Raw genomic sequence first — 12869 nt, forward strand, 5'->3', positions numbered from 1 at the left:
GAATGCTCAGCAGCAGCTTAGTTTCTCCCGGCCATTACTCCGCCGTCTACATCCCAAATTGCTCCTGTTACCCAATCTGCTTTATCACTGAGTAAAAAGCTTACGGTGTTAGCTACATCGTCTACTTGGCCAATCCGACCAATTGGATGAAAGCCATCAAAAGAGGCTAGGCTCTCATCTAAGGCTTCCGGCTCAATAAAAGCGTGGTAAATGGGGGTTCTAACTACGGCTGGCGCAACAGCGTTAACTCGAATCTTGTGTTCGGCTAGTTCCATAGCTAGGTGTTGAGTAAATGCATGTAATCCTGCTTTGGCCATTGAATAAGCCGAAGATGGGGTAGCTTTAATCGCTTGCTGGGCCCACATAGAGCCGATGTTTATAATACTACCGCCTTGATGCTTTATCATGTTTTTCGCTACGGCTTGAGTGATGAAAAACAAGGCTTGGTTAAGTTGCATGTATTGTTGGTAGTCGCTTTCGCTGTGTTGCAAAAAGGCAGTGGGCTTAAAGTAGCCAGCAGCATTCACTAGTTGCTTGATGGTACCAAAATTACTAATTTTTTGTTGTAGCTCGGCGACTTGTTCTGGCTGGTATAAATCAAACTGCCAAGTGATAACCTCACCTAATGATGAGAGCTCTTGCTTTGCTTTAGCCAGCTTTTGGAGCGAACGCCCAACAAGAATAACTGCTTTTTCTTGTGCTAAAAGCTGCTTGGCTGTGGCGTACCCAATTCCACTAGAACCACCAATAATTAAGCTATAAGACTGAGTAGGTTGTGTCATGATAAATCCTTTACAAGTGTTTGAGTTCAGGCTCATCTTATGGAACATTGAGTTATCAAGAAAAGTAGGCACAAACCAGTACCCTAGGTACTTTTGAGTACATCTTAATGAAAAATAAAGAATTATTATTTTCCCGAAAATCGGCACCTGAACGCAGTGCTCGTATGGTTGAAACGATTTATGGCTGTAAATGGTCGCTAACGGTGTATCAATTATTGGCAAACGGAATTAATCGTCCCGGAGAAATGGTGCGCAATGTGGAGGGGTTATCAACAAAAGTACTTAATGAATGCCTGCGAAAGAATCTCGAGTTTGGCATCTTACAGCGAATTGAATATGCAGAAGTGCCACCGCGCGTAGAGTATCAAGTGACGGCATTTGGCGATAAGTTCTTACGCATACTAGAGCAACTTGAAGAGCTGCAGCAAGAATTGGCTCAGTAGCTTAATTAATTGATCCCTTTAGCTTTTAGCTACGTTATAAGCAAGTTGACGAGATTACTATAGGTAGCCAATGAGCACGCAATTACTGTGGTTTAGAAACGATTTACGCAGCAAAGATAACCAAGCACTAAGCGCTGCTGTGGCTAGCGGAAAAGCGGTGTTAGCGGTGTATACATTATGCAGTAAACAATGGCAGCAGCATGATTTAGCACCGATTCAAGCCGATCTCATTTTGCGTCGTTTAACTCAATTACGCGAAGACTTAGCCGCACTTAATATCCCTTTGTTGGTGCTTGAGTTAGAGGGCTACCAGCAGGTGCCAGAATGCTTGTTATCGCTATGTCAGCAATACCAAATCTCAGAGGTTTATTGCCACTATCAATACGAGCTAAACGAGCAGCGTCGTGATCAAGCTGTTGAACAGGCCTTAAGCCAGCAAGCTATTGGCTTTCATCGTTACCACGGAGAATGCATAGTTCGGCCTGGGCAGGTGCTTACAAAAAGCGGCGAGAACTTTAAAGTATTTACTCCTTTCCGTAAGGCCTGGTTAGCAAGTTTAAGTGAGCAATCTTATAGCCCCTTAGGCAGCCCTAAAGCGATAGACAAATCCTTACTTGATGAGCAGTTGTTGAGCTTACTTAATCATCCGCAAACGATTAACTGTAATTACCCACGGGTAGATAGCAGCGCGTGGAGTTGCCAAGACCAACAAATCATTCAGCAGCTGCGCGATTTTAGCGCCAGCAAAGCCATTGATTATCACGATTTGCGTGACATGCCAGCGCTAAATGCAACCAGTAAACTATCGGCTTATTTAGCCTTGGGCATGCTGTCTGCACGGCAATGTTTAGCCAGAATCCATCTCGACCATGCCGAGGCAATTGCCAGCCAGCAGGGCGGAGCGTTTACTTGGTTAAGTGAGATTATTTGGCGGGAGTTTTATCGCCATTTAATGGCGGTTAATCCTCAGTTGTGCAAAGGCAGCGCTTACTTAACATGGACCGAATCGGTCGCTTGGCAAGATGATGAGCACTTACTTAAGGCTTGGCAGCAAGGCAAAACCGGGTATCCAATTGTTGATGCCGCCATGTTGCAACTTAAACAAACAGGCTGGATGCACAATCGCCTGCGCATGGTGGTTGCCAGCTTTTTAACGAAAGATTTATTGCTTAACTGGCGTGACGGTGAGCGTTGGTTTATGCAGCATTTAATCGATGGTGATTTTGCTTCTAACAATGGTGGCTGGCAATGGGCAGCGTCTACTGGCACTGATGCTCAGCCTTATTTCCGTATCTTTAATCCGACAACCCAGGCTCAGCGATTTGACCCGGATGGAGAGTTCGTTCGTGCTTGGTTGCCAGAACTGGCTAATATTCCAGGCAAACATGTGCATACACCGCATACTTGGGCCAATAAACATGGGGTGTCTTTAAACTATCCCTTACCAGTGGTAGATCATGCGGTGCAGCGCAAGCAAGCTTTGCATTTATTCGAACAAGCTAAAAACAAGGCTTGACCTTCCACTTACGGGAGGGTTGACACTATACTCCAAGTGCTAATGCTGTTGGAGTAGAAAATGACTAACTCGCTAGTCTTTCCCTTACAAGGTTTACGTTGTGCTGGCTGTGTTCGAAAGGTTGAAAAAATCATTTCGGAACATCCCGATGTAAGCGACGCATCGGTTAACTTGGCCTTAAATCAAGTTCGACTTGATACCTCCAGCCCTGATGCATTGCCGCAACTACGTAAACGGCTAAGTGAGCAAGGTTTTGATATTCCTTTTGTTCGTCACTGTTGGCAAATAGAAGGGCTAAACTGTGCAAGCTGTGTGAGTAAGTTAGAATCCGCTTTAGCCAAGCAACAAGGCATCGATAAAGTAAGTGTTAACTTAGCTTTAAATCAGCTCAGCTTTGAGCTCTTGCCAGATACACAAACTTTAGCTCAAGTTAAAAAAACGCTGGCTAGCAATGGCTTTAGCATTAAACAAAGCACCGCAAGCTCCCAGCCTAGTGCCAAACACGTCATACCTTGGCGTTTGTTATTCAGCATAGCCTTGTCTATTCCATTAGTCATGCCAATGATATTTAGCAGTTTATCGCTTCCCGCATTGTGGCAGTTTCTGCTGGCCACGCCAGTGCAATTTTATGCAGGTTTGGCCTTTTATAAGGGCGCTTGGCTGGCCTTAAAGCAAGGCTCTAGTACTATGGATACCTTGGTGGTTATGGGCACCAGTACCGCGTACTTCTACAGTATTTACCTGTGGATGAATGGCCAAACCGGGCATTTATATTTTGAGGCAGCAGCGGTCATTATCAGTTTGATTTTGCTGGGCAAATATTTAGAAACACGCGCCAAACAACAAGCGGCTAAAAGCATTGCCGATTTAGTGAAACTAAGCCCGCAACGTGCTTTAAAGCTGGATGCTAAAGGCATTGGTGAAGAAGTTGATGTAAGCGAGCTGTTGGTAGGCGATGTTATTTTGGTTAAACCGGGCGAGCAATTAGCAGCCGACGGTCAAGTAAGCTGGGGTAGCAGTGAAGTATCGGAAGCAGTGATTACCGGAGAAAGCCTGCCCTTACAAAAGGAAGTGGGGGACTCGGTGCTTGCGGGCAGCTTAAACGGTTCGGGTTTGCTGCAAGTTACTGTAAGCGCCGAGAATCGTAACAGCACACTAAGCAAAATCATCCAACTGGTAAGCGAAGCGCAATCGGGTAAAGCGCCAATTCAAGGTTTAGTCGATAAAATTAGCCACTATTTTGTGCCAGTGGTGCTGCTAGTTGCTTTGGCGAGTCTGCTAGTTTGGACAATCTATGGCGATGTTAATCAGGGTCTTATTGCTGCTGTGTCGGTGTTGGTAATTGCCTGCCCTTGTGCCTTGGGTTTGGCTACGCCAACGGCTTTGGTTGCTGGCACTGGCAGAGGTGCCAAGCTTGGGATTTTGTATCGTAATATTCAAGCCTTAGAGCTTAGTCATAAAGTAAGCGATGTAGTATTTGATAAAACTGGTACTTTAACTCAGGGTCAACCGAGCTTGGTAAAAAGCTTTAGCAGCAGCAAACTAAACCAGCAAGAGCTGGTAACCCTAGCCGCGAGCGCTCAGCAAGGCAGCCAACACCCGTTAGCGAGTGCCTTGCTTAAAGCAGTCGAAGGCACGCCTTTACAGCCTTTACACTATTTTAATAGTTACCCAGGGTTAGGCATAGAAGCTCAGTTAAGCGACGATAGCAGCTCTGAGCAGCGAGTATTTTTAGGAAATCAGCGCTTTGTGACTCAGCAGCTAGCCGACAAGCTCACAGAGCCGTTCTCTGCAGAACTACAAACGCAAGCTGAACAATGGCTGCAACAGGGGTTTACCGTAGTATATGTCGCAACTCCTAACGAGTTGCTTGGTCTATTGGCGTTTAAAGATGTAATTCGCCCTAACGCAAAACAAGCGGTGAGTGCGCTGCAAAAACTAAATCTAAGGACGCATTTACTAAGTGGTGACGCTAAGCCGGTTACTAAAACCTTTGCAAAACAAGTCAACATTAAACACTGGCAAGCTGAGTTACTGCCAGCGCAAAAGCTAGAACAGATAGGCAAACTGCAGGCGCAACATTCCACCGTTATGATGGTGGGGGATGGGGTTAACGACGCGCCGGCCTTAGCGCAAGCTGAGGTAGGCATTGCCATGGGCGGAGGCAGTGATATTGCCCTTAATAGCGCCGATGTTGTGTTGATGCGGGATGATCCTTTATTGATTGCGCAAGCGGTTGCGCTTGCCAAACAAACTTGGCGAACCCTTCAGCAAAATTTGTTTTGGGCTTTTATATACAACGTAATTGGTATTCCTATCGCAGCGATGGGCTTGCTTAACCCAGCTTTTGCTGGGGCGGCCATGGCCTTAAGTTCGGTGTGTGTGGTAAGTAATGCAGTGCGACTTAATTATTGGCAGAGCCCAATTAAAGCACTTAAGCAGGAGCAGCAGTAATGTTTAAAATTGGAGAAGTGGCCAAGCTAAGCGGTCTGTCGGTAAAAACGGTTCGCTACTACCACGATGTTGGTTTGGTTAAAGCCATAAAAGCCGACAATGGTTACCGTTATTATCGCCAAGAGCAAGTCACTCATTTACGCTTTTTAGGTAATTGCCGAGAGCTCGGTTTTAGCTTATTACAAAGCCAGCAGCTGTTGTCTTTGTATGTCGATAAACAGCGCTGCGCCAGCGAAGTAAAGGCTATAGCTACCGAACACCTCACCGAGATTGAGCAACGCATCGAGCAGCTGCAGCAACTACAACAAAGCTTAACCAGCATGGTGAATTGCTGTCGCGGTGATGCTCGTCCAGATTGTCCGATAATCGATGGTTTAGCGGCTAGCTAAGCAATTAGCTCCAATAGCGCTGTTTAATCTACTCGCTGAGGCTAAGTGGGAGGAATGCTAGTAGCTTTATTGAGTCCGCTGTTAGCGTTTAATCTAACATGTGTTTTTAAACCAATTGCCAACCACGTCGATAATGTCTTGTTGCCACGGTTTTTTGAGGGCACTTGAGGGGTAGAGTAAAACGTAACCAAGCCTTCCAGATTGCAATGCAAAATCAAGATCTAACGGAACTAGTTCGCTGTGATGTTTTTCAACCATATTGGTAGGGAGTAGGGCAAATCCCTCCAACTCAAGAAGTTTAACTAGGGTCATAGCTTCACTCACCGAACTTGTTTGTGATGAAATTAGGGTTTGTTGGCCAAACATGCTTTGTTCAAGATCTTCTAACACAAATTGTCGATGAAGCTGTAGCTCTGGTAACGATACCTGCTGCTTGTTAGCAAGCGGAGAGCGTTTATGAGCGTAATAGTTAAACTCTGGATAACCCAGGTTGATGAAGCTTACTCCTGTATCTGGGTGCAGAGCCCCTTGGTTTAGCGTGATGCAAAAATCAGCTTGTCCTTCTAGCAATAGCGCTAATGCCATTTTTCGGGATCGTGACAGCCAATTGATTACCGTCATCGGGTGTTGAGAGCGAATTGCAAGGTCCATTTGCTGTATTGCCGTGCTCGAAATGGAAGAGTCATGACAAATGGATATTTGTGTTTTATCGCCTAAATGTAGGCTATCGGTGGCAGATTCGAGGGCATTCATTTGATAAATGATTAGCCTTGAGGCGCGCACTAAGCTTTCCCCTTGTTCTGTTAACTTGGGGGCTTTTCCTTCTCTCTCAAAGAGAGCTATTCCCCAATCTATTTCAAGATCTGCTACTTGTCGATGCAAGGTAGAGCGGTCCTTATTTAGTTTTCTTGCTGCTTTACTAAATGACCCTTCTTCAGCAACCGCAACAAATGCACTTAGTTGATCAAATGATGCTCTCGGCACACTTTGTTCCTCATCGATATCTTACTTATGTTGCATATTATACAACGTAGGTGATTTTATTTGTTGTGGGTGAGTGGTTAAAGTCTTTTCAATATCGGAATGATTAAAAGGCGACAAAATGATAAGTAGCAAAAGAAAATTAATGGTAGCCCTGTTGGCTGCGTCGGCAGTTACTGCAATAGCAACTACGGCCGAGGCTTGTTCTCGAATTATTTGGGAGACCGAAAACCACGGGGTATTTGTTAGCCGTACGATGGATTGGATGGAAGAGAATCAACCGACCATAGAAGTTCGTCATTCAGGGCAGACTTACAAGGGGCATAGCAGTGAGCTAGGTAAAACTTGGACGTCTAAGTACGCTTCAATTGGCATGACACTATATGGTATCGGAATTGTTGATGGGTTTAATGAAGTAGGCTTCTCTGCTAATGGCTTGTTCTTAGACGAAGAATCGGCAGGTGACTTAGAGGGCGAATTAGCGCAGGTTTCAAATGCGGTGTTTGTGGCTTATTTACTGGATAACTTTGCGACTGTTGAAGAAGCATTAGAAAACATCAATGAGATTGAGATTCAACAGTTTTCGCACAATGGTCATTCGATGCGTGGTCATTATTCTATTCAGGACAAAAATGGCGATTCTGCAATTCTTGAATTTGTTGATGAGGGCTGGAAAATTTATCACGGCAAGCAGTATGACGTAATGACTAATAGCCCTACATTCCAGCAGCATCTTACCAACTGGAGTGAAGCACAACCAGCCTCTGAAGATGTGGTAAATGGCGAATACCCAATACCGGGCAATATTAACTCTGCGCAGCGCTTTGTTTGGAACAAGTATATGAAATCTCAGCTAAAAGAGCCTACGAGTTACACAAACGGCTTGGCTAAGCTAGATAGCGTTACTTATAAAATCCCATTAGATGCCGCTAATCGCCCAGATGCTGCAGGTGTAATGCGTGGGTATGCAACTATTTACTCTGTGGGCTACAACCTTGATCAAAAAGTGATGCAAATTCGCTATCAATTTGGTGACGCTTACACCCATTTCTTTGTTGATTTTGACAAACTGAATGACGGTAAAAATTACCACCTTGCCGCAGATAGCCCAGATTTATTTGGCGATGTGACGGGACAGTTTACCCAAAGTAACGGTGTTATGGCGCACTACGCTACTCACTAATCCAGTCCTCTATTTGATTAGATACTGCGAAAAAGTTTAACGACTTGTTTCGGGGTTTCTATGACAGCAATTCTCTAGAAGTTCGCAAACCTATACAGGAGGCGTTTTCGCCTCCTTCCTTGGATAGTAAAATGACGTCAAAATACTTGGTACTGTTTGTATCACTCTCACTTTTTTCTTTAAATTCTTTCTCTGAAACCATCGATAAAGAGATTGATCCTTCAGACCTCACAAGGGTTTACACTCAAGCCGCACTCATGGTGAGTGGTAATAGTAATGTTATGCCTGTCGGCATGATTTCCGGTGGATACAATAATGGTCATCAATTCGCCCTGCTTGCCGAAGCAAAGTTTGGCAAGAGCGGAGAGAATGCTGACAATGAGTTTGGCTTAGAGTACGGATCTTCTCGTTTTCAGTATTTTCAGGTTGCTGATACCGGCTCAAGCTTTATGCCAAGAGCAGGTCTCTCTGCAGACTATATCAATGTGCGCTCTTCCAGTATCAAGTCTGATTTACTCGCATTGGGTGGGGTTGCAGCAATAAATCAGCAGTTCACACCTGGGTTTATGTTATTCCCGATGGCAGGTTATGTGTTTGGGAACATGGAAATTAACGGCATTAAAGAAGATGTGGATGGCGTTAACTTATCTATCGCGGCATCGATTCCAATTGGTGGTAATGGAGCATTTATGATGATTTGGCCTGAATACAGAAAGATGAGCGGGAATAGCATTAAAACTGAGAATGTATCAACAAAACTGATCCTTAACTCACCTTTAACCGATGATCGGAAATGGTGGATAAATACCCGTATTGAATTAGACAATTCACAGTTGAAACTTGGCGAAGATAGCTTAGTAAAGCAGCGCAATTCTGATGTATATATGGGGATTAGATATTTTTTCTAGTTTAGCCAAATGATACAGGCTAAAGGTTTAACTGCGTCGCAGTCTAACCACCTTCATTATCTCAAACTCAAAGCCGGCGCGCAGTTGGTGGCTGGGGTAGTAGCTAAGATTAACCCGTGCACCTTTTAAGTCTTGGTAGCGTTGCTTACGTTTGTAAACAAAGGGTACGTCGTAACCTGCAATCATTAATGTATGTAAGATCCAGTCGCCTTCTTCGCGTTGCACGTGGGAGGCAACTTTCACATCTTCAGAATGGATTAGCGCTGGGCGCTTTTTGAGTAAGGTTTCTGGATCTTTTTTAAGCATTGTTAACTAGCCGTAAACACAAAGGTAAGCTGTTTCGGTTGGTACTTTTAGCTGAAACTTAGCATTGCCGGGTACGTTGAATTGTTGGCCGTCTTTAAAGCTTACCCATTCAGTTTCACCAGGAAGTTTAACAATCAATTCGCCAGCAACAACAACCATTAACTCAGGCTCAGCTGTACCAAATTCGTATTCACCTACAGCCATAACACCTACCGATGATGGCTTATCCTTGCCTGAAAACCCGATTGATTTTACTTGGCCGTCAAAGTACTCGTTGCTCTTTAACATCACATTTCCTTGTTTGAATCGATTGTGCAAAAACGCAGGCTAGCATAATGTTAGGCTATTTGGATCGACTAATGAGTTATTTGCATAATGAATGAACAGTTTCTATCGGCAAATGAGCCCTTTGATAAAACCTTATTGCTGAAGGTTGCCCGCCACAAAATGCCCTTTGGAAAATACGCTGGTCGAGAAATTATTCGCCTTCCCGAAGAGTACCTACTTTGGTTTGCCAACAACGATGGTTTTCCTAATGGAGAATTAGGTCAATTAATGGCATTAGCCCTTGAAATTCAAATAGCTGGCTTAGAAAAGATCATCTGGCCACTTATCGATACAAAACATCAATAACTTTCCTTGTTAACTGGTTGTTTTTCGTTCATCTCTTTGCTAGCGTGTTATTTCTAAATGCTTTTGTTCAGAACTTTAATCAAAATTTAACAGTTTATTGACGGTTTAGGGCTGATCTTATTGAGTATTTAGTAGAGAATGTAAAACGCTTTAGCAATGCTTGTTGATAGTCCAAAGTTTTTCCTGGTTCTAAATTTTTTAGGTGTGGTTAAATTTTTGTCGCTGGCTTGCCTAGCAAATACGTTAAATTGCACTTGGAATATGAGAGGACGATAATGTCAGGTCAGGGATTATCAGGAACCGTTAAATGGTTCAACGATGAAAAAGGTTTTGGTTTTATTGCACAAGAGAAAGGTCCGGACGTTTTTGTTCACTTTCGCGCTATCAACGGTAACGGTCGCCGTACCTTAACTGAAGGTCAAGCGGTAACGTTTGATGTTGTTCAAGGCCAAAAAGGCCCGCAAGCTGAAAACGTAACTGCCCTATAAACAACGCAGTTGTCTGTTTCAGTTAAAACGCTATCACTTAGATAGCGTTTTTTTTTGTTTACAGATACGACTAAGGTTGAATACTTATTGTATTGTCAGCTAGTTAGCTGCTTTGTTAATCTGATCCAGGGTCTGTTGACCTTTCGAACAAAGTTAATCGCGAAAGATCAACAGACCCTCGTAACAAATTGAAAGATTTTATAGCTGTTCAGGTCTGTGTAGGGCGATCAATTTCGACCTTATTCATTTTAAAAGGATAGGTTAGACCGTGATTTCAAAATCTTGTTTGGTGCCAGAGATGCAAACTATTGCCGATAGTTTTTGGCATTATTCGGAGCAGGTTTATTCAAGACCTGAAGTGAAGAAACTGTGTTTATGGTTACAAGAGCAACACACCCGTAATGTAAACCTGCTGCTTTGGTTGAGCTTTTGCCAACAGCAACGCTGGACAGTTAATTTAGAGCTATTGCTCAGCCAAATTAATAATAGCGAACAGAAAATTACTGAGTTCCGCCGTTACCGGAAAAGAATGAAGCCCTACCTTAGTGAAACTCAATACCATCTATTACTCAAACATGAACTAAAGCTTGAACGTCGCCAGCAGCAATTATTAGTACTCAGCCAGCAGCGCCACCCCGGGCGACAAACTGCTGACGTAGCCCTGACTAACTATCTTAATCAGGCTGAGGCTTCCGCCCAGTACTTAGCAACGATGAACTTAGCCATACTGGACGGCAAGCTGCATAGTTAAACTAACTAGCGTAACTAGATTGAAGCTTCAGCCCAGTACTTAGCTGCTATATATTTAGTCGCAAACGAACTTAGCCATTCTGGATGGCAAGCTGCATAGCTAATATTCACTAGTGGACATAGATTTAGGCTTCAGCCCAGTACTTAGCTCTGATGTTGGTACAAGGTTTTGTATAAGCCAGTTTGTTCAATTAGCTGCTCATGTTCACCTACTTGGCTAATGGCGCCATCATCTAATACATAAATCAGATCGGCTTGTTTAATTGCACTTAAACGGTGAGCAATAATTAGGGTGGTTCGCTGGTCTAAAAAGCCTTGCAGGTTACGATGCAGTTTGGCTTCGGTATCTGTATCTAAGGCCGAGGTGGCTTCATCTAATACCACTACCTGCGGTTTAGCCAAGATCATTCGGGCTATCGCTAGACGCTGTTTTTGCCCTCCCGAAAGTCTTACGCCACTTCTGCCCACTATTGTGTCTAGGGTGTCGGGCAGCTTTTCAACAGTTGTTTGTAGCTCGGCAATAGCCAAGGCTTGCCACAGCTCATCATCACTGTGTTGGCGACCCATGTTGAGGTTTTCTCTAACCGTAGTATTAAACAGTATCGGCTGTTGTAATACTGTGGAGATATTACTACGGATGGTGGAATAACCGACTTTTTCAATCGGGGCTTTATCTAACAAGATTTGGCCACTGTCTTTTTGGTAAAGCCCTAGCAGCAGGTTCACCAAGGTAGATTTACCGCCGCCACTTACCGACACCACAGCGACTTTTTTACCTGCTGGCAAGGTTAGGCTAATGTCTTTTAGTACTGGGGATTCTGCTGAGTAACTAAAGTTGACGTTCTTGAACTCGATATCAAAGTTCTGTTGTTTAGCAAAGGGGTCAACTTCGCAAGGGTAGTGAGGCTCTTGTTTTAGCTCAAATAGTTGATTCAAGCGCGCTAATGCTGCGTTAGCGCTAAAGTAGCTGTATTGAATGCTTAATATTTCTTGCACCGGCCCCATCATAAACCACAAGTAGCCAAATACTGCGAAGATTTGCCCTACAGTCAAATCAGAAAAAACCACCATTAACATGGCTATTGCGCGAAACACCTCAAAGCCAACAAGGAAGATAGTGAAGCTAAGGCGGTTTACTGCATCGGTCTTCCAATGCGAGGCAATGGCGTGATCTTTTAGCTCGCCAGCGGCGCTAATTACTCGCGAAAAGTAATGGCCTTCTCGCTGAGTTGCTCGCAGCTGTTGAATGCTGTCTAAGGTTTCAATTAAGGCAAGTTGAAAGGCTTCAAAGGCGGCATTCTCTTTTTTCTTTAGCTCTTTTACATGGCTGCCGAAAGAGCGCGAGAAATAGATAACAGCAGGGTTGAGCAGCAAAATAATTAAGCCTAGCTGCCAGTCAATCCACAGCAAAATAACTGCCGTACCAACAATGGTGAGCAAGGCTACTAAAAACTTGGATAGGCTTTCGCTAATAAATTTATCTAGGGTTTCTACATCGGTAATGCAACGGGCGCTTATGCCGCCTGAGCCTTGAGTTTCATATTCACGTAGTTCAACCTTGGGCAAGTGTTCGACTAGGCGCTGACGGATCAAAAAGCTAATTTGCTTACCAATAAAGGTGAATTGCCTAGCCTGCAAAACACCAATCACTAGAGATGATAAACGTAAACAAACCACCACCAATAAAATAGTAAGAATATAACCAGTGGCGGTATGCCAGCCTTCGGGAAGTACTTGTTGAAGTACAGATATGGCTTTGCCTGGTTTTTCTAACAATACCTCGTCAACCAACAAAGGCATCATAAGTGGGATGGGTACACTCACTAAGGTAGCCAAAATGGCAATAAGGTGAGCGTAAACCAAGGGCTTTTTATAGTGGAAAATTTGTTGGCGAATGGTTGCCCAAGTAAAGGCAGCCGAGGAGACGTTTGAATGCATAATCTAAATAAGAATCTTTTTCATCTGTAATTTGGCAAGTCTACGGAGACTGAGATAAAAAAGCTAGAGGCTGCAAGCATTCTGGCTTGCAGCTAATT

14 protein-coding genes are annotated in these 12869 nt (G+C 43.9%); 9 read left to right on the forward strand and 5 right to left on the reverse strand.

The genetic code is table 11. From position 1 onward, the window contains the following. Nucleotides 1-17: 17 nt before the first annotated feature. Nucleotides 18-782, reverse strand: coding sequence for an SDR family NAD(P)-dependent oxidoreductase (locus tag ACYFDN_RS07730; protein WP_483510656.1), 765 nt, complete (start codon nt 780-782; stop codon nt 18-20). 107 nt (nt 783-889) lie between these two features. On the opposite strand from ACYFDN_RS07730, the gene ACYFDN_RS07735 reads away from it, so the two are divergent. The 4 genes from ACYFDN_RS07735 (at nt 890) to ACYFDN_RS07750 (ending at nt 5584) form a co-directional block, all read left to right on the forward strand. Next, complete coding sequence (locus ACYFDN_RS07735) at nt 890-1225, forward strand: winged helix-turn-helix transcriptional regulator (protein ID WP_152780087.1); 336 nt, start codon at nt 890-892, stop codon at nt 1223-1225. A gap of 70 nt (nt 1226-1295) precedes the next feature. Continuing rightward, nucleotides 1296-2741 (forward strand): deoxyribodipyrimidine photo-lyase, encoded by a 1446-nt coding sequence (phrB, locus tag ACYFDN_RS07740; protein WP_483510657.1) that lies wholly within the window; start codon nt 1296-1298, stop codon nt 2739-2741. Nucleotides 2742-2801: 60 nt separating this feature from the next. Next, nucleotides 2802-5195: a heavy metal translocating P-type ATPase gene (locus ACYFDN_RS07745; protein WP_483510658.1), complete on the forward strand. Its 2394-nt coding sequence runs from the start codon at nt 2802-2804 to the stop codon at nt 5193-5195. Then, complete coding sequence (locus tag ACYFDN_RS07750) at nt 5195-5584, forward strand: MerR family DNA-binding protein (RefSeq protein ID WP_152780081.1); 390 nt, start codon at nt 5195-5197, stop codon at nt 5582-5584. Before ACYFDN_RS07745 ends, ACYFDN_RS07750 begins: the two co-directional genes overlap by 1 nt. A 93-nt stretch (nt 5585-5677) precedes the next feature. Here ACYFDN_RS07750 and ACYFDN_RS07755 read toward each other — a convergent pair whose 3' ends face one another. Next, nucleotides 5678-6568 (reverse strand): LysR family transcriptional regulator, encoded by an 891-nt coding sequence (locus ACYFDN_RS07755; protein ID WP_483510659.1) that lies wholly within the window; start codon nt 6566-6568, stop codon nt 5678-5680. Between the two features lie 118 nt (nt 6569-6686). Between ACYFDN_RS07755 and ACYFDN_RS07760 the strand changes: the two genes are divergently transcribed. Together ACYFDN_RS07760 and ACYFDN_RS07765 are read left to right on the forward strand one after the other, a co-directional pair. Further along, complete coding sequence (locus ACYFDN_RS07760) at nt 6687-7748, forward strand: linear amide C-N hydrolase (protein ID WP_483510660.1); 1062 nt, start codon at nt 6687-6689, stop codon at nt 7746-7748. A 131-nt stretch (nt 7749-7879) separates the two neighbouring features. Next, nucleotides 7880-8656: a hypothetical protein gene (locus tag ACYFDN_RS07765; RefSeq protein ID WP_483510661.1), complete on the forward strand. Its 777-nt coding sequence runs from the start codon at nt 7880-7882 to the stop codon at nt 8654-8656. A 27-nt stretch (nt 8657-8683) separates the two neighbouring features. Here ACYFDN_RS07765 and ACYFDN_RS07770 read toward each other — a convergent pair whose 3' ends face one another. Together ACYFDN_RS07770 and ppnP are read right to left on the reverse strand one after the other, a co-directional pair. Beyond that, on the reverse strand, nt 8684-8962 hold the full coding sequence (locus ACYFDN_RS07770) for a hypothetical protein (RefSeq protein WP_016400363.1): 279 nt from the start codon (nt 8960-8962) through the stop codon (nt 8684-8686). A 6-nt stretch (nt 8963-8968) separates the two neighbouring features. Beyond that, nucleotides 8969-9250, reverse strand: a complete 282-nt coding sequence (gene ppnP, locus ACYFDN_RS07775; RefSeq protein WP_016400362.1) for a pyrimidine/purine nucleoside phosphorylase — start codon at nt 9248-9250, stop codon at nt 8969-8971. An 87-nt stretch (nt 9251-9337) separates the two neighbouring features. Here ppnP and ACYFDN_RS07780 point away from each other — a divergent pair, with 87 nt between their 5' ends. From ACYFDN_RS07780 to ACYFDN_RS07790, 3 genes are all read left to right on the forward strand, one after another. Continuing rightward, complete coding sequence (locus ACYFDN_RS07780) at nt 9338-9595, forward strand: DUF3820 family protein (protein WP_016400361.1); 258 nt, start codon at nt 9338-9340, stop codon at nt 9593-9595. Nucleotides 9596-9870: 275 nt separating this feature from the next. After that, nucleotides 9871-10083 (forward strand): cold-shock protein, encoded by a 213-nt coding sequence (locus ACYFDN_RS07785; protein ID WP_016400359.1) that lies wholly within the window; start codon nt 9871-9873, stop codon nt 10081-10083. Nucleotides 10084-10351: 268 nt separating this feature from the next. After that, on the forward strand, nt 10352-10834 hold the full coding sequence (locus tag ACYFDN_RS07790; protein WP_483510662.1) for a DUF2390 domain-containing protein: 483 nt from the start codon (nt 10352-10354) through the stop codon (nt 10832-10834). 143 nt (nt 10835-10977) lie between these two features. On the opposite strand, the gene ACYFDN_RS07795 is transcribed toward ACYFDN_RS07790, so the two are convergent. After that, the gene (locus ACYFDN_RS07795) at nt 10978-12771 is read right to left on the reverse strand and encodes an ABC transporter ATP-binding protein (protein WP_483510663.1); all 1794 of its coding nucleotides are present in this window, start codon (nt 12769-12771) and stop codon (nt 10978-10980) included. Nucleotides 12772-12869: the final 98 nt, after the last annotated feature.

The sequence above is a fragment of the Agarivorans sp. D1326 genome, from assembly GCF_056958115.1.

Bases quoted from the DNA above. Each gene is read 5' to 3' on its own strand.
- ACYFDN_RS07730 (WP_483510656.1), bottom strand. From the start codon at position 782: ATGACACAACCTACTCAGTCTTATAGCTTAATTATTGGTGGTTCTAGT.
- ACYFDN_RS07735 (WP_152780087.1), top strand. From the start codon at position 890: ATGAAAAATAAAGAATTATTATTTTCCCGAAAATCGGCACCTGAACGC.
- phrB (WP_483510657.1), top strand. From the start codon at position 1,296: ATGAGCACGCAATTACTGTGGTTTAGAAACGATTTACGCAGCAAAGAT.
- ACYFDN_RS07745 (WP_483510658.1), top strand. From the start codon at position 2,802: ATGACTAACTCGCTAGTCTTTCCCTTACAAGGTTTACGTTGTGCTGGC.
- ACYFDN_RS07750 (WP_152780081.1), top strand. From the start codon at position 5,195: ATGTTTAAAATTGGAGAAGTGGCCAAGCTAAGCGGTCTGTCGGTAAAA.
- ACYFDN_RS07760 (WP_483510660.1), top strand. From the start codon at position 6,687: ATGATAAGTAGCAAAAGAAAATTAATGGTAGCCCTGTTGGCTGCGTCG.
- ACYFDN_RS07765 (WP_483510661.1), top strand. From the start codon at position 7,880: ATGACGTCAAAATACTTGGTACTGTTTGTATCACTCTCACTTTTTTCT.
- ACYFDN_RS07770 (WP_016400363.1), bottom strand. From the start codon at position 8,962: ATGCTTAAAAAAGATCCAGAAACCTTACTCAAAAAGCGCCCAGCGCTA.
- ppnP (WP_016400362.1), bottom strand. From the start codon at position 9,250: ATGTTAAAGAGCAACGAGTACTTTGACGGCCAAGTAAAATCAATCGGG.
- ACYFDN_RS07780 (WP_016400361.1), top strand. From the start codon at position 9,338: ATGAATGAACAGTTTCTATCGGCAAATGAGCCCTTTGATAAAACCTTA.
- ACYFDN_RS07785 (WP_016400359.1), top strand. From the start codon at position 9,871: ATGTCAGGTCAGGGATTATCAGGAACCGTTAAATGGTTCAACGATGAA.
- ACYFDN_RS07795 (WP_483510663.1), bottom strand. From the start codon at position 12,771: ATGCATTCAAACGTCTCCTCGGCTGCCTTTACTTGGGCAACCATTCGC.